This is a genomic window from Parasphingopyxis lamellibrachiae, assembly GCF_003385775.1.
GTDB lineage: Bacteria > Pseudomonadota > Alphaproteobacteria > Sphingomonadales > Sphingomonadaceae > Parasphingopyxis > Parasphingopyxis lamellibrachiae.
On record NZ_QRDP01000004.1, the window covers coordinates 239765 to 254118 of the forward strand.

Sequence of the window (14354 nt, forward strand, 5' to 3'; positions counted from 1 at the left end):
TTAATTACCCCCAACCTCTACATGGGTGACAGAGTTGCCACGGGCGACGCGAACCGACGGTCCGGCCGGGCGTCCGGCAGGTGCGACAGGCATTGGATTGCCAGTGGCGGCCGAGATCATCGCAGCGGCCATCTGGGCCGCAGTGTCGCCAGGGCCGCTATTGTCGGTGCCCTGTGCGGGAACCGTGCGACGCTGGAAGCGCGAGACGTCTCCGCCTGTGACATAGGTAGTATCCGTATCGATCGGACGCTGAGCGACTTCGATCAGCATGCGGCGTTCGGCTTCCGGATCATCGCTGTCCGGCATATCGACTTCGCCTGCGGCAATCGCGCGCTCGAGCTCTGCCGTATTGTCGGCGATCGAACGGAGCGAGAGCGAAAGCTGGCCGATCGTTTGCGCGACTGCGATTTTCTCTGCAATACGCGGCGTCGTTTCAACAGTTACAGTGTTCGAAACCTGAACCCGGCTGTCGCCATTCTCATCGGTTTCGGTTGTCGTGCGTTGATCGGCAGCCAGGATACGAAGGTTGCGGATAATGGTTTCCGAGGCGTGCAATGGAGGGCCATCGCCGCCGCCTTCGACTTCCTGTGTCAGGACCAGATCGACCCGGTCACCCGGGAATACGAAGCCGGCCACGCCGCTTTGTACCGAAACCGGCACAGTGACGGCGCGCATGCCCGGGCCAAGCGCTGCGGCGAGGAAGCCGCGATCACCCGGACGAACCAGCGAACCCTGTGTGATGGGCTGACCAGCGGTGATGTCGTTGCGAACAACCGTACCGAGCAGATCGTCGATATCCGATTCATCGCGAATGAAATAGGTGCCCTCGATCAGCTCTGCCGGCCATGGCTGATAGCGAAAACTATCCTGATTGATGATTGTGCCGACGGGAAGGGCGCGCGTTGCGACGAGCACCATCGGTCCTTGCGGAGCCTCGGCTGCGACGGCAGTCGGTGTGCTGCTGCCCACAAACATGCTGCGTGCCATAAAGGCGGTAACGACTGCGATAAGCAGTGCGCCTACGAGCAAAATGACTTTACGTGCGTCCATGACGGTCTTTGCCTCCTGTCAGGCTTTTCTTGGCCAGTTAGTTTGTTACGGCCCCAATGGTTAAAATCTCGTTCATCACCACCCAGAGACCGCCAATCGCGATCGCGATCCCGTATGGAATTTCAGGCTTTTCCGTTTTCCCGGTGCGGCGATGGTGAATCATCATCGCGATTGTCAGCGCGCCACCGGACAGCGCCATCACGGTCAGCATGACGGGAAGCTGCAATGGCGTCATCCAAAGGGCGAGCGCGCCGATCATCTTGACGTCGCCGCCGCCCATTGCACCGATTGCAAAGGCGAATGTGAAGAGAAGGAACAAGGCGAGAGCCAGCCCGACGATGATCGTGATTTCCGGCCAGAGAGAAAAACCGGCGGCCCACCAGTATAGCGGTGCGGTCAGCGCGATGGCAGCGTTCAGCTTGTTTGGAATGTCGCGGCGCAGCCAGTCGCCATAGGCTGCATACAGCAGCGCCGGGACGAGCAACGCGATCGAATAAAATGGTGTTACCCCTGTCATAGGGGATGGCCCTAAGGCTTACTGCTTTCTAAACCGTAACCAGCAACTATGAAAAAATACCAAGTTAACCGCCGCGCCTATCCCGATGGGATGATCCTGGACCGCTGGAGCACCCGCGATGGCTGGGATAACCGGCGCTGGGCCTGGCCTGCGCCCGATGATCGACCGGTTCGGGGCAGCATGGTTTTTCAGACGGGCCGTGGTGACATTTTTGAAAAATATCTCGAAAGCCTGGCCGAATGGCACGATGCCGGCTGGAATCTCACGGGCTTTGACTGGCGCGGACAATCAGGATCGGGGAGATTTTTGACCGACCCTACGGTCGGCCATACCGAAAGCTTTGATCCCTGGGTTGCCGAGCTTGATGAATTTGTGACCCAATGGCGAGACGAAATGCCGGGGCCGCATGTGCTCGTCGCGCATTCGATGGGCGGGCACATCGCCATGCGCTATCTGGTCGACCATTGCCCCGATCTGGATGGTGCCATCTTCAGCGCGCCCATGCTGAAAGTCGTCAGCAAACCGATGCCGGAGCGACTGGCCAGGTTCGTGGCCCGTCAATTTGTCCGCTTCGGTTTTGGCGACCAGCATGCCTGGCAGGAGAATGAACGGCCGTCCTTGCCCGGCAGCTCCCGGCAAAAGCTGCTGACCCATGATTTTGACCGCTATTCCGATGAAGCGTGGTGGCTAGGCCAGAAACCGGAGCTTAAAATCGGCCCGCCGAGTTGGAAATGGCTTGTATCCGCCTATGCCTCGTCCGCCGCCATGTTCGCTCCGGGCACGTTCGAGGCCGTGGCGACACCTGTTCTGATTGTCGCCGCTGTGCAGGACAAGCTCGTCAAGGCCAGGGCGATATACGAAGCGGCAGAGCGCCTGCCGAAAGCGGAATTGTACATGCACGACCATGCCGCGCACGAAGTGTTGCGCGAGCGGGATGATATGCGTGCGGCGTTTATGGCCAGAATCGCCGAGTTTCTGGAGGCGCGCGTAGCGCACGCCCGATGATCTATGATTTCGCCATTGTCGGCGCCGGTATGGCCGGTGCGAGCCTTGCTGCGGAGCTGGCGCCTGCCGGAACCGTACTGATTCTCGAGGCGGAAGACTTTCCCGGCTATCATGCCACGGGCCGGTCCGCGGCTTTCTGGTCGGAAACCTATGGCGGTCCATCCGTTCAGCCGTTGACCAGCGCTTCGCATGGATTTCTTGCAGAGCCGCCCGCCGCGTTTTCAAAGCGGCCTTTTCTGGATCCGAGCGGGGCGCTGCATATAGCCGATCAATCGGGATATGCGCGGCTGGACCGCCTTGCAGCCGAATTCGCCGCGAGCGATGTGACCCTGGAACATGCCTCGCCTGCGGCGCTGGTTGCGCTGTGTCCTGGGCTTCGCAGTGGCTGGGATCGCGCGATCTGGGAACCGAGCTGTGCCGATATCGATGTCGGCGGGCTGCATCAGGCCTATTTGCGTGCGGCGCAAGCACATGGCGCGCAGTTGCGCTGTTCGGCGCCTGCCACCGCCATCGAGCCGCGTAAGGGCTGCTGGCGGGTATTTGCAGGCAAGGAATGGGTCGAAGCGGCTGTCATTATCAATGCGGCAGGCGCCTGGGCGGACCGCGTTGCGGCGATGGCAGGTGCCAGGAAGATGGGTGTCGCTCCCTACCGGCGTACGGTGATCCAGCTCAGGACAGACCCCGCGGCACCGGAAAACTTGCCACTCGTTATCGATGCTGCGGGAAAATTCTATTTCAAGAGCGAGGGGGCGGGGCGAATCTGGCTCAGTCCGCATGACGAAACACCGGCCAAACCGGGCGACGCTGCGCCGGAAGAGATCGATATCGCTTATGCCATCGACCGGTTCGAAAAAGCCGTCGACTGGAAAGTGCTGGCGGTCGAAAAGAAATGGGCGGGGCTCCGAAGCTTCGCGGGCGACCGGCTTCCGGTCTACGGGTTCGACCCGGAAGCGCCCGGTTTCTTCTGGTGCGCGGGGCAGGGCGGTTTTGGAATCCAGACGGCACCTGCCGGAGCTATGTTGTGCCGGTCTCTCCTGATTGGGGATGCCAAGCCTGCTCTGTTAGCCGGTGTCGAGGCCGACCGCTATTCACCGGGCCGGTTTGCCTGATCCGTTGTCGGGCTTGTACAGCGCGTGCCCTTTGCCTCCTTGTCCTTTTCCCCTATTCCTGATGATTGACCAACCTATGGGAGCATCCGATGGCGCATAAGTTCGAAATCTGGAAAGACAAAAAGGGCGAGTTCCGCGTTCGCTTCAAATATAATTCGGAAGTGATGTTCTGGACTGAAGGTTATTCCAGCAAAGCGAGCGCCAAAAATGCGATCAAGTCGATCCAGACCAAAGGCCCTGACGCTCCCATCGAAGACAATAGCTAGCGCCTGATTCTCGAAGACCCGCCTTAAAGCGGTCAGCGTCCCGCAGCGACAAGTGCGTCGGCAGCATCGCTGGCGAGCCGGTCCGCGCGTTCATTATCCGGATGCCCGGCATGGCCCTTCACCCAGGCCCATTCGATGTCGTGCACATCCGTAGCGGCCAGCAATTCTCGCCAGAGCTCTGCATTTTTGACCGGCTTTTTGGCGGCGGTGCGCCAATTGTTGCGGATCCAGCCATGGATCCATTTGGTGATGCCGTCCTTCACATAATTGCTGTCCGTCGTCAGGCGCACCCTGCTTGGCCGTTTCAGAGCCTGTAGCGCGCGGATCGCGGCGAGCAATTCCATCCGGTTGTTGGTCGTTTTGGGGTCTGCGCCCGAAATCTCTTTCTCATGGCCGCCATAGCGGATGATCGCGCCCCAGCCGCCGGGACCGGGGTTACCCTTGCAGGATCCGTCGGTGAAAATCTCGACCAGGCTCATCGGGCGAACAGTTCGCTACCGGCTGCCCGGTAAAATTCGAGGCGGCGAAGAAAGGCGGCGGGATCCTTGCGTGTGACCAGCGCGTCGTCCGGCGTGTTGAGCCAGTCCCAGGCCCGGGTCAGCAGAAAGCGCAGCGATGCGCCGCGCGCCAGTATAGGTAGTGCTTCGCGTTCGTCATCGCTCAATGGCAGTTGTTCCGCATAGCCTGCGATCAGGGCGGCGGAGCGTTCGGCATCGAAACTCCGGCCTTCATCGTCGAAGCACCATGCCGCATGGGTTACCGCGAGATCATATGCGCGAATGTCGGTACAGGCGAAATAGAAGTCGATGATTCCGGTGACCTTGTCGTCAAGCATCAGCACATTGTCTGGAAAAAGATCGGCATGAATGGCCGAGCGGGGCAATTCCGATGGCCAGTTGGCATCCAGAAAAGCCAGTTCCTCGGCCACGATTTTGCCAAGGTCGGGTGCGATTTCCTCAAGCGCATCGCCGCAGCGCCGTGCGAGTTCGTGCCAGCCGGGCAATGAGAGCGTGTTCGGGCGCAAATCTGCAAAATCAATCAGCGACTGATGCAGTTTGCCGAGCGCGGCGCCGGCAGAGCGACTCTGCGCAACATTGGGTTCGCCTGGAGAAAGGCCAGGAAGAAAGACAATAAGGCACGCTGGTTTGCCGTTGACGGACTGGATCTGCCTTCCTGCCTTATCGGCAATTGCTGGCGGCACAGGCTGTCCTCGGGCGGCGAGGTGATCGAGAAGCTTCAAGAAAAAAGGCAGGTCATCCGCATCGACGCGTTTTTCATAGAGCGTGAGAATGAAACGGCTTCGGTCCGTCTCAAGCACGTAATTGCTGTTCTCCACACCCTCGGCGATGCCTTTGGCGGAAACCAGCGTCCCGACATCGTAACGAGACAGCAATTCGGCGATGCGTTCAGCCGAGACCTGGGTATAAACAGCCATGGAAGTTAGGCCGCTTCGAGGCCGCGAGGCAGTTTGAACAGCATCTTCTCGCGCGTCGTTTCCACTTCGCGTTCGGTGACGTCGAAGTGCTTCGTCAACATCTCGACAACCTCTCGAACGAGAATTTCCGGCGCCGAAGCGCCAGCCGTGATTCCCAGTGTTTCGATGCCCACAAGCCAGCCAAAATCTATGTCCGTTGCGCGCTGGATCAGCCTGGCCGCCGTACCCTGCCGTTCAGCAACTTCCACCAGGCGAAGGGAATTGGAGCTGTTCGGCGCGCCTATCACCAGCATGAAATCGCATTGCGAGGCGATGGCCTTGACCGCTTCCTGCCGGTTCGATGTCGCGTAGCAGATATCCTCGCTACGCGGCGCGATGATCTCGGGAAAGCGCTGGTTCAGCACTTCAATGATGTCGCGCGTGTCGTCGACCGAGAGTGTGGTCTGGGTAAGGAAACCCAGATTGCCTGTATCGGGCGGTTCGACGGTCTCAGCATCGCTGCGCGTTTCGATGAGCGTCATCGCGCCAGGAGGGACCTGGCCGAATGTGCCGACCACTTCGGGATGGTCGCGATGGCCGATGAACAGGATGTGCTGGCCTCGTCCGACCAGGCGTTCCGCCTGACGATGGACCTTCGAAACAAGGGGGCAGGTGGCGTCGAGGTAATCCAGGCCGCGCTCCTCTGCCTTTGCCGGAACTGCCTTGGGGACGCCATGAGCGGAAAAAACGACCGGGACATCATCCGGCACCTCGTCAAGCTCTTCCACAAAAACCGCACCTTTTTCCTTCAGCGTATCAACGACATAGCGGTTGTGAACAATCTCATGCCTGACATAGACCGGCGCGCCGTATTTTTCGATCGCCAGCTCGACGATACGGATAGCGCGGTCGACGCCCGCGCAAAATCCGCGCGGAGCGGTGATCAATAGTGTCAGGGCGGTTTTGGTGTCGTTCATAACCGGGCTCTTACGCGATTGCTTGCAGCGACGGAAGCCGCTTCCTATGAGGGGGCAGCGTATTCGGGCATCGTTCTTGAGATGCCAAAAAATAGAGTAAGGATTTCGTTTGTGCGGAAATATGGAAATATCATTTTGGTCGCCGCTATCGGGCTGGCACTCGCTTCTTGCGGGCGGCGCGATGTTATCTCGGCATCGGAATCCGGAATCGGTCTGCTGGTAAACCGGACGGCATGTCCGGCTGTCGCGACGCCGGTTCATACCAACGAGATCACCCTTTTCAGCCCGCGTTCGAGCCGGGAAGCCAGCGCGATTGATGCAACGGCGGTTATCACCAATATCCGCAACAGCTGCTCCGATGTTGCCGGCGCGGTTCAGACCGTGGCCACTTTCGAGGTCCAGGCGCGCCGCACGAATCCCAGCGGTGCACGGCAGATCGTGTTGCCCTATTTCGCGACCGTGTTGCGCGGCAATGGCCAGATTGTCTCCAAGGAGATTGGCCGGGTGGGCCTGAACTTTGCCGATGGCCAGTTGCGGACCAGTACGACGGGGCAGGCAACGACGCAGATTTCTCGCGCAGCGCTGACTTTGGCGCCGGATATGGAAGAGCGGATCACCCGCCGTCGCCGTCCCGGCGATGTGGATGCAGCGCTCGACCCGCTGGCTGACCCGGCGGTCCGGGCGGCGGTCGACGCCATCACCTTCGAACTGTTGATCGGTTTCCAGCTCGAACCCGATCAGCTCGAATATAACGCCACGCGCTAGCGCCGATGGACGCTCTCACGGTTGAAGCCCTGCTTTCGGGCCGGGCCGTTCCAATCAGGGGTGAAGAAAAAAGCGCGATCGGAAAGGTTCCTGTTGTCGGGGCGACCGAGATCGGTCCTCTGGGGCTGGCCGGGGACGAACAGGCCGATCGCCGGGTTCATGGCGGGCCGGATATGGCGCTGCACCATTATCCGCGGGATCATTATGCGTTTTGGCGGACGCTGAAACCGGACCATCCGATGCTTTCCTCTGCAGGAGCGTTCGGCGAGAATATCTCCGTTGCCAGGCTGGTTGAGGACGGTGTCTGTATCGGCGATCGCTTTGCCCTTGGCAGTGCGATTGTCGAGATCAGCCAGGCCCGCCAGCCCTGCTGGAAACAGGGTCATGTCATGCAATGGCCCGAAATGGTGGCGTTGATTGTCAAATCGGCACGCTGCGGCTGGTATTATCGGGTCACGAAAGCCGGCACCGCATCTTCTGGCGACATCATCACCCGGATCTCCAATCCTTTTCCGCAATGGACCGTCGCCCGGGTTTTTTCCCTGCTTATCAAGGGAGAAGGCAAAAGCGAGCCGGAGGCCCTCGAACAGCTTGCTGGGCTGGAGCCCCTGTCGGGCGTATGGCGGGCCAAGGCGGCGGCGCTGCTTGGGAGATAGCCGGCGTCCCCTCGATTCAAATTTTCTGTTTGCTGCGTGATTGACTCTCCCAGCGGCAGACGCCAATCGATTGTCATACCGCTGCCGGGCAACCGGCAGAATGACTGCGCGGGAGAGGATGTGCTTTGCCACACCGCCGAAGGAGCAACCGCCCCGGAATCTCTCAGGCAAAAGGACCGCGCGGCCAATCGGTGCTCTGGAAAGTGGATATGGAGTTCCATGTCCCGCCGAAGGGGTAAGCCGTGCGAAATCCGCGCGGTGAAAGCTCTCAGGCTTCCGTGACAGAGGGGGCAGACCGGGCGAAATCCGGTCGGTTCTGGTCACGGAGAAGATATGAGCGAGAATGCAAAACTCCCTTTGGACAGCTGGCACCGGGCCCAGGGTGCGCGGATGGTCGGTTTTGCCGGCTATGAGATGCCGATTCAGTATGAAGGCATCATGGCCGAGCATCTGTGGACGCGCGAATCGGCGGGCCTGTTTGATGTCAGCCATATGGGACAGATAATTGTGAGCGGGCCGGGCGCAGCCGCTGCTTTGGAGCTGGTTCTTCCCGGCGAAATCCGGAAACTCGGCGTCGAGCGGATGCGCTATTCACTCCTGCTTGCGCCCGATGGTGGAATTGTCGACGATCTGATGGTGACGCGGCTGGGCTATGCCGATCCCGAGCTTTGCGGTCTGGCGGAAGGCGAGACGGTTCCCGACGATCAGGAATATTTCTATCTGGTCGTCAATGGCGCGACAAAGCACGGCGATCTTGCCTATCTGCGCGAAATTCTGCCCGACGCCGTTCATGTCCATCATATGGAAGACCGCGCGCTTGTCGCATTGCAGGGGCCGAAAGCCGGTGAGGCTTTTGCCCGGCTCGTGCCCGAGGTCGCTGCGCTGTATTTCATGCAGGCGGGCGGCTTCACTTGGAAAAGCCCCGAAGGCGATATCGGCCTTTGGGCAAGCCGGTCGGGATATACCGGTGAAGACGGATTCGAGATATCGGTGGCAGCCGAGCATGTTGAGGCTTTGGCCGAAGCGCTGGGCGGCGATGCTGCGATAAAACCGGTCGGGCTCGGCGCGCGCGATTCGCTCCGCCTGGAAGCGGGATTGCCTCTCTACGGCCACGATATCGACCAAGAAACGACCCCGATTGAGGCCGATCTCGGTTTCGCATTGTCCAAGCGCCGCCGCGAAGCCGCCGATTTTCCAGCGGCATCGATGATATTGGCGCAACGCGAACAGGGCGCCGAACGCAAGCGCGTCGGGCTGGCAATCGAAGGCAGGCAGCCGGTGCGCGAAGGCGCGCGTGTTGTGGACGCTGATGGCAAGGAAGTGGGCAAGATTACCAGCGGCGGCTTTTCGCCGAGCCTCGGGCAGCCCATTGCCATGGCCTATGTTCCCGCCGACCTTGTTGAGCCCGGAAACACGATCACAATCGAGCAGCGCGGCAAGGCTTTTGCCGGTATCGTGACTGCCATGCCTTTCTTACCGCACAATTATCACCGTCAACCAAAGCAATAGGGGGAAGCCTGCGATGGCCCGTTATTTTACCGAAGACCATGAATGGATCGATATCGAAGGCGATCATGCGACGATCGGGATCACCGATTATGCGCAGGAACAACTGGGCGATATCGTGTTCGTCGAAGTGCCTGAAAGCGGAAGCGTACTCGAAAAAGGCGCGGACGCTGCTGTTGTCGAATCGGTCAAGGCGGCGAGCGACGTCTATGCGCCGGTTTCGGGAGAGATTCTCGAAGGCAATGATGCGCTCGCTGACGAGCCGGCTCTCGTGAACACATCACCTGAAGAGGATGGCTGGTTCTTCCGGATGTCCCTTTCGGATTCGAGCGAGCTTGAAGGTCTGATGGATGCCAAGGCTTACAAGGCGTTCGTCGACAGTCTGTAACTGAACGGCCTCTCCCTTGAAAACGGGAGGGGGGAGAATAGCAATGCGTTACCTGCCCCTTGAACCTGCCGATCGCGCGGCGATGCTCGCAAAGATCGGCGCGCGCGATGTCGACGCACTTTTTGCCGATGTGCCGGAAGAAGCCCGACTCGACGGTCCGGTCCACGGCCTTCCCGATCATGCGACCGAACTCGCTGTCGAAAGAGATTTGGGGGCGATGGCGCGGAAGAATGTTTCTGCCGCCGATGTGCCCTTCTTCCTGGGTTGCGGGGCCTATCGCCATCATATTCCGGCATCGGTCGACCATCTAATCCAGCGCGGCGAGTTTCTGACCAGCTATACGCCGTACCAGCCAGAGATCGCGCAAGGGACGCTGCAGGCTCTTTTCGAATTCCAGACCCAGGTGGCCCGGCTCTATGGCTGCGACGTTGCCAATGCCTCCATGTATGACGGTTCCACCGCCTGTTGGGAGGCAATTGTCATGGCGCGACGCATCACGCGGCGCAGCAAGGCCATTATCTCTGCGGGCGTTCATCCGCATTATGTTGCCGTGTGTCAGACCATGGCGCGTTTCACCAAGGATGCTCTCGATGTCGCGCTGCCCGAACTGACCGACGGTGCGCCGGGCGACGATATGGCGCGATTGCTGGCCGGAATTGATGGCGAGACGAGCGCGGTGGTCGTGCAGTATCCCAATGTCCTAGGCCATATCGACGATCTTTCGGAGCTTGCTGAGCGCTGCCATGCGAAAAAGGCGCTGTTGATCGCGGTTGTAACCGAGCCGGTTGCGCTGGGCGCAATCCGCAGCCCCGGAGAGATGGGGGCCGACATCGTTGTCGGCGAAGGTCAGTCGCTGGGCGTCGGTCTGAATTTTGGCGGGCCCTATGTCGGGCTGTTCGCCTGCCGCGAGAAGCATGTCCGCCAGATGCCGGGCCGGCTGGCCGGGGAAACCGTTGATGCAGCGGGTCAGCGCGGCTTTGTGCTGACGCTATCGACCCGCGAACAACATATCCGCCGCGAAAAGGCGACGTCGAATATCTGCACCAATTCAGGGCTCTGTGCGCTGGCTTTCTCGGTTCATATGACCTTGCTGGGTGAGAAAGGGCTGCGTAACCTTGCCGCGCTCAACCACGCGCGCGCGGTGCAGGCGGCCGAGCGGCTGGCGCAGATCGACGGCATTGATCTGGTCAATGGCAGTTTCTTCAACGAATTCGTCCTGCGGTTGCCGCAAGATGCCCGGCAAGTCGCCCGCGCACTGGCGGACCGCATGATTTTGGCCGGTGTTTCGCTGGGCCGTCTTTATCCCGACGGCGAGGGGCTGGATCGCGGCCTCGTCGTCGCCGTCACCGAAACCAATAGCGACGAGGATATCGCGGCCTTTGCGGCGGCGCTCGAGGAGGTGCTGGCATGAACATGAACAGCGAAGGCCGCCCGACCCGGCCGGAACCCGCAGATGCCGTTGCCGAAAGCTGGACCGGCAACAAGGCGTTGATGCTGGAAGAGGCGCTGATCTTCGAAATCGGCACGACGGCCTCGACGGGTGTCGATGTAGAAACGCCGCCCGCGGTACGCAGCCGTCTTGGCGGACTGGACCGGAACAGGGAAATCGGGCTGGCCGGCCTCTCCGAACCTCAGGCTGTGCGCCACTATACGCGGCTCAGTCGCCAGAATTATGCGATCGATCTGGGACTCTTTCCGCTCGGCTCGTGCACGATGAAGCATAATCCGCGATTGAACGAAAAAGTGGCCCGGATGCCGGGCTTTGCCGATATCCATCCGTTGCAGCCGGTCGATACGGTGGGCGGCGCTTTCGAGCTGATCCATACGCTCGGCGAGTGGTTGTGTAAGCTCACCGGCATGCCCGCAGTGGCGATGAGCCCCAAGGCCGGCGCGCATGGCGAGCTGTGCGGCGTTCTCGCCATCCGTTCGGCGCTCGAAGCGCGCGGCGATGCCCGCGAAGTGATTCTCGTTCCGGAAAGCGCACATGGCACCAACCCCGCGACTGCGGCGTTCGCGGGCTACAAGGTGGAAGACATTCCGGCGACACCGGAAGGGCGCGTCGATCTTGCAGCCCTGGAAGCACGGCTGGGGCCCGATGTTGCCGGGGTGATGATCACCAATCCCAATACCTGCGGCCTGTTCGAACCGGACATGAAACGGATTTCGGACGCCGTGCATGCGGCGGGCGGACTCGTCTATTGCGACGGCGCCAATTTCAACGCCATTGTCGGCCGCGTGCGACCCGGCGATCTTGGCATCGATGCCATGCACATCAATCTGCACAAGACTTTCTCCACGCCGCATGGCGGCGGCGGTCCGGGGTCCGGGCCCGTGGTATTCTCCGAGGCGCTGGCACCCTTTGCGCCGCTGCCCTTCGTCGAAAAGCAGGGCGATCACTATATATTGATCGAGGAAGAAACCGCTGAGGACCATCATGCCTCCAGCTTCGGCCGGATGGTCGCTTTCCATGGACAGATGGGCATGTTCACCAGGGCGCTTGCTTACATGATGAGCCATGGCGCCGACGGCCTGAAACAGGTGGCCGAAGATGCGGTGCTGAATGCCAATTATATCCTGCGCAGCCTTGACGATGTTCTGGAGGCGCCGTTCGGGAAAGGCGGCCCCTGCATGCATGAGGCGCTGTTCTCCGACAAGGGTTTCGCCGAAGGGTTCACCACGCTCGATCTGGCCAAGGCGCTGATCGACGAGGGCTATCACCCGATGACGATGTATTTCCCGCTTGTCGTCCATGGCGCGATGCTGATCGAGCCGACCGAGACCGAGAGCAAGGAAACGCTCGACCAGTTTATCGGCGCGCTCCGATCCATTGTCGCGCGGGCCAAGGCCGGGGATCCATCGATGCATCAGGCGCCTTTCCATGCACCGCGCCGAAGGCTTGACGAAACCGCGGCGGCGCGCAAGCCGGTGCTGGTCTGGAAGGAACCGGAACAGGCAGAGGCCGCCGAATAATCATACAGCGGCTCACCAATCTCTTCGCGCTCTGGACGGTGCTGGGCACCGCCTGGGCCTGGTTCGTCCCCGATCATTTCCTCTGGGTGGTGGACGGTCGGTTCCGGCCTGTCGGACAGCCGCTCGTGAGCGTGCTTTTGGGCGTCATCATGCTCGGCATGGGGCTCACTCTTTCGTTCGACGATTTCCGCAGGATCGCGCGCATCCCCAAATGCATTGCGGCGGGCGTTGCGCTCCAGTTTACGGTCATGCCGCTGGCCGGCATCGCGATCGCCATCGGTTTTGGCCTGGAAACGGGGCTTGCCGTGGGCCTGATCCTCGTTGCCTGCTGCCCCGGCGGCACAGCCTCCAACGTCGTCGCCTATCTGGCGCGCGCCAATCTTGCGCTCTCGGTCACCATGACGATGGCGTCGACCCTGGTGGCTGTTGTAGCAACCCCGCTGCTGACCGGCTGGCTGGCCGGCAAATATGTCGAGATCGATCAGTGGAACCTGTTTGTGAACATGGTTTCCATCGTTCTCGTTCCGGTCGTCGCGGGCGTGCTGCTGAACCGCTATTTCTCGCGAGCGACGGCCAGGATCGCAGTCGTATCGCCGCTGGCGTCCGTTCTTGTCGTCGTGCTTATCGTCGGCGGTATCATCGCTGCGTCCAAGCCACTGATCGAGATGCATTTCGGTGTCCTGCTCCTTGCCGTGCTTTTCCTCCATGTCTTCGGGTTCGGGCTCGGTTACGGGATCACGCGCGCCCTGGGCTTCGGCGTTACCGAACGCCGGACGATCAGCATCGAAGTGGGCATGCAGAACAGCGGCCTGGGCTCCAGCCTGGCCTCGACGCCCGCTTTCGCCGCCCAGTTCTCGGCGCCGATGCAGGCGGCGCTCGCGCCGGTGCCAAGCGCGATTTCCGCCGTCTATCATGTCGTGATCGGCAGCTTCCTTGCGGCAGTCTGGCGTCGGCAGCCCATCGAAACCGGTGACAGTGATGGCCCGGAATAAAAACTCCAAGCCATGGGTAAGCGGCGAATGGGGGTCGCAAGCGAAAAAACATGCGCCCGCGACCGCGCGCAACCGGGATGCAATCGCGGCCGTCCTGGCTCGCGAACTGCCGCACAGCGGAACGGTTCTCGAAATCGCCAGCGGCTCGGGTGAGCATATCCTGCATTTCGCCAGGATGCTGCCGGAACTCGACTGGCAGCCGAGCGATCCCGATCCGGCCTGCCGCGTATCGATCACCGCGTGGTTGAAAGAGAATGTACTGCACAATGTTGCCGACCCTATCGATCTGGATGCATCCACGAGCCAGTGGCCGGTTGAGGATATCGCGGCGATATTGTGCATCAACATGATCCATATCAGCCCCTGGGCCGCCACTATGGGTTTGCTGGCCGGGGCAGGGCGGCTGCTTGCCCCCGGAGAGCCACTCTACCTGTACGGACCGTTTCGCATGGCCGGTCGAACAACAGCGCCAAGCAATGAGGCGTTCGACCGGTCGCTGCGATCCAGAAACCCGCAATGGGGCCTTCGTCACCTTGAAGAGGTTGAAAACGAGGCGCATTCACATGGGCTTGCCCGGACCGAGACGATCGACATGCCGGCCAACAATATTTCAGTGATATTCCGGAAAACGGGCTAGACGCTGCATTTTCCCGGCTTTCCGATATTTTTACCTTCTTGAGCTATACGATACCCAACCTGAAATCACTGTAACTGTCACCGCAAGGATTTGACATGAGTT

The 14354-nt window shown here is 60.6% G+C and carries 16 protein-coding genes and 1 riboswitch; of the genes, 11 read left to right on the forward strand and 5 right to left on the reverse strand.

Annotation, left to right across the window (positions count from 1 at the left end; genetic code table 11):
- On the reverse strand, positions 1–1050 hold the full coding sequence (gene cpaB / locus DFR46_RS01250; protein WP_116234808.1) for a Flp pilus assembly protein CpaB: 1050 nt from the start codon (positions 1048–1050) through the stop codon (positions 1–3).
- A gap of 37 nt (positions 1051–1087) precedes the next feature.
- Positions 1088–1567 (reverse strand): A24 family peptidase, encoded by a 480-nt coding sequence (locus tag DFR46_RS01255; protein ID WP_116234809.1) that lies wholly within the window; start codon positions 1565–1567, stop codon positions 1088–1090.
- A 48-nt stretch (positions 1568–1615) separates the two neighbouring features.
- Between DFR46_RS01255 and DFR46_RS01260 the strand changes: the two genes are divergently transcribed.
- The 3 genes from DFR46_RS01260 to DFR46_RS01270 all read left to right on the forward strand — a co-directional run bounded on the left by DFR46_RS01260 (position 1616) and on the right by DFR46_RS01270 (position 3947).
- The gene (locus tag DFR46_RS01260) at positions 1616–2572 is read left to right on the forward strand and encodes an alpha/beta fold hydrolase (protein WP_116234810.1); all 957 of its coding nucleotides are present in this window, start codon (positions 1616–1618) and stop codon (positions 2570–2572) included.
- Entirely contained in the window at positions 2569–3681 is a 1113-nt protein-coding gene (locus tag DFR46_RS01265; protein WP_116234811.1) for an NAD(P)/FAD-dependent oxidoreductase, read from the forward strand. Before DFR46_RS01260 ends, DFR46_RS01265 begins: the two co-directional genes overlap by 4 nt.
- An 89-nt stretch (positions 3682–3770) precedes the next feature.
- The gene (locus tag DFR46_RS01270) at positions 3771–3947 is read left to right on the forward strand and encodes a YegP family protein (RefSeq protein WP_116234812.1); all 177 of its coding nucleotides are present in this window, start codon (positions 3771–3773) and stop codon (positions 3945–3947) included.
- A 32-nt stretch (positions 3948–3979) separates the two neighbouring features.
- Here the strand turns inward: DFR46_RS01270 and rnhA are convergent, their stop codons facing one another.
- From rnhA to ispH, 3 genes are read right to left on the reverse strand one after another with little or no spacing between them, the layout of a single operon-like run.
- Complete coding sequence (rnhA, locus tag DFR46_RS01275) at positions 3980–4426, reverse strand: ribonuclease HI (RefSeq protein ID WP_116234813.1); 447 nt, start codon at positions 4424–4426, stop codon at positions 3980–3982.
- Positions 4423–5382, reverse strand: a complete 960-nt coding sequence (thrB, locus tag DFR46_RS01280; RefSeq protein ID WP_116234814.1) for a homoserine kinase — start codon at positions 5380–5382, stop codon at positions 4423–4425. Before thrB ends, rnhA begins: the two co-directional genes overlap by 4 nt.
- Before the next feature lie 5 nt (positions 5383–5387).
- Positions 5388–6338: a 4-hydroxy-3-methylbut-2-enyl diphosphate reductase gene (gene ispH / locus DFR46_RS01285; RefSeq protein WP_116234815.1), complete on the reverse strand. Its 951-nt coding sequence runs from the start codon at positions 6336–6338 to the stop codon at positions 5388–5390.
- A 111-nt stretch (positions 6339–6449) separates the two neighbouring features.
- Here ispH and DFR46_RS01290 point away from each other — a divergent pair, with 111 nt between their 5' ends.
- The 8 genes from DFR46_RS01290 to DFR46_RS01325 all read left to right on the forward strand — a co-directional run bounded on the left by DFR46_RS01290 (position 6450) and on the right by DFR46_RS01325 (position 14252).
- Positions 6450–7103 carry a hypothetical protein gene (locus DFR46_RS01290; protein ID WP_245953590.1) on the forward strand — a complete coding sequence of 218 codons (654 nt, stop codon included), beginning with the start codon at positions 6450–6452 and terminating at the stop codon, positions 7101–7103.
- 5 nt (positions 7104–7108) lie between these two features.
- Entirely contained in the window at positions 7109–7759 is a 651-nt protein-coding gene (locus DFR46_RS01295) for an MOSC domain-containing protein (protein WP_116234816.1), read from the forward strand.
- 99 nt (positions 7760–7858) lie between these two features.
- Positions 7859–7948, forward strand: a riboswitch (glycine riboswitch).
- A 144-nt stretch (positions 7949–8092) separates the two neighbouring features.
- Complete coding sequence (gene gcvT, locus DFR46_RS01300) at positions 8093–9268, forward strand: glycine cleavage system aminomethyltransferase GcvT (RefSeq protein WP_116234817.1); 1176 nt, start codon at positions 8093–8095, stop codon at positions 9266–9268.
- A 13-nt stretch (positions 9269–9281) separates the two neighbouring features.
- The gene (gcvH, locus tag DFR46_RS01305; protein WP_116234818.1) at positions 9282–9653 is read left to right on the forward strand and encodes a glycine cleavage system protein GcvH; all 372 of its coding nucleotides are present in this window, start codon (positions 9282–9284) and stop codon (positions 9651–9653) included.
- Between the two features lie 43 nt (positions 9654–9696).
- Positions 9697–11064, forward strand: coding sequence for an aminomethyl-transferring glycine dehydrogenase subunit GcvPA (gcvPA, locus tag DFR46_RS01310; RefSeq protein ID WP_116234819.1), 1368 nt, complete (start codon positions 9697–9699; stop codon positions 11062–11064).
- Positions 11061–12623, forward strand: a complete 1563-nt coding sequence (gene gcvPB / locus DFR46_RS01315; RefSeq protein WP_116234820.1) for an aminomethyl-transferring glycine dehydrogenase subunit GcvPB — start codon at positions 11061–11063, stop codon at positions 12621–12623. Before gcvPA ends, gcvPB begins: the two co-directional genes overlap by 4 nt.
- A 38-nt stretch (positions 12624–12661) precedes the next feature.
- Positions 12662–13615, forward strand: a complete 954-nt coding sequence (locus DFR46_RS01320) for a bile acid:sodium symporter family protein (protein WP_245953592.1) — start codon at positions 12662–12664, stop codon at positions 13613–13615.
- Complete coding sequence (locus tag DFR46_RS01325; RefSeq protein ID WP_116234822.1) at positions 13602–14252, forward strand: DUF938 domain-containing protein; 651 nt, start codon at positions 13602–13604, stop codon at positions 14250–14252. The genes DFR46_RS01320 and DFR46_RS01325 overlap by 14 nt, the downstream gene beginning before the upstream one ends.
- Positions 14253–14354 lie beyond the last annotated feature (102 nt).

Bases quoted from the DNA above. Each gene is read 5' to 3' on its own strand.
- gcvPB (WP_116234820.1), top strand. From the start codon at position 11,061: ATGAACATGAACAGCGAAGGCCGCCCGACCCGGCCGGAACCCGCAGAT.
- DFR46_RS01260 (WP_116234810.1), top strand. From the start codon at position 1,616: ATGAAAAAATACCAAGTTAACCGCCGCGCCTATCCCGATGGGATGATC.
- thrB (WP_116234814.1), bottom strand. From the start codon at position 5,382: ATGGCTGTTTATACCCAGGTCTCGGCTGAACGCATCGCCGAATTGCTG.
- cpaB (WP_116234808.1), bottom strand. From the start codon at position 1,050: ATGGACGCACGTAAAGTCATTTTGCTCGTAGGCGCACTGCTTATCGCA.
- gcvT (WP_116234817.1), top strand. From the start codon at position 8,093: ATGAGCGAGAATGCAAAACTCCCTTTGGACAGCTGGCACCGGGCCCAG.
- gcvPA (WP_116234819.1), top strand. From the start codon at position 9,697: ATGCGTTACCTGCCCCTTGAACCTGCCGATCGCGCGGCGATGCTCGCA.
- DFR46_RS01265 (WP_116234811.1), top strand. From the start codon at position 2,569: ATGATCTATGATTTCGCCATTGTCGGCGCCGGTATGGCCGGTGCGAGC.
- DFR46_RS01255 (WP_116234809.1), bottom strand. From the start codon at position 1,567: ATGACAGGGGTAACACCATTTTATTCGATCGCGTTGCTCGTCCCGGCG.
- ispH (WP_116234815.1), bottom strand. From the start codon at position 6,338: ATGAACGACACCAAAACCGCCCTGACACTATTGATCACCGCTCCGCGC.
- DFR46_RS01325 (WP_116234822.1), top strand. From the start codon at position 13,602: ATGGCCCGGAATAAAAACTCCAAGCCATGGGTAAGCGGCGAATGGGGG.
- gcvH (WP_116234818.1), top strand. From the start codon at position 9,282: ATGGCCCGTTATTTTACCGAAGACCATGAATGGATCGATATCGAAGGC.
- rnhA (WP_116234813.1), bottom strand. From the start codon at position 4,426: ATGAGCCTGGTCGAGATTTTCACCGACGGATCCTGCAAGGGTAACCCC.
- DFR46_RS01295 (WP_116234816.1), top strand. From the start codon at position 7,109: ATGGACGCTCTCACGGTTGAAGCCCTGCTTTCGGGCCGGGCCGTTCCA.
- DFR46_RS01270 (WP_116234812.1), top strand. From the start codon at position 3,771: ATGGCGCATAAGTTCGAAATCTGGAAAGACAAAAAGGGCGAGTTCCGC.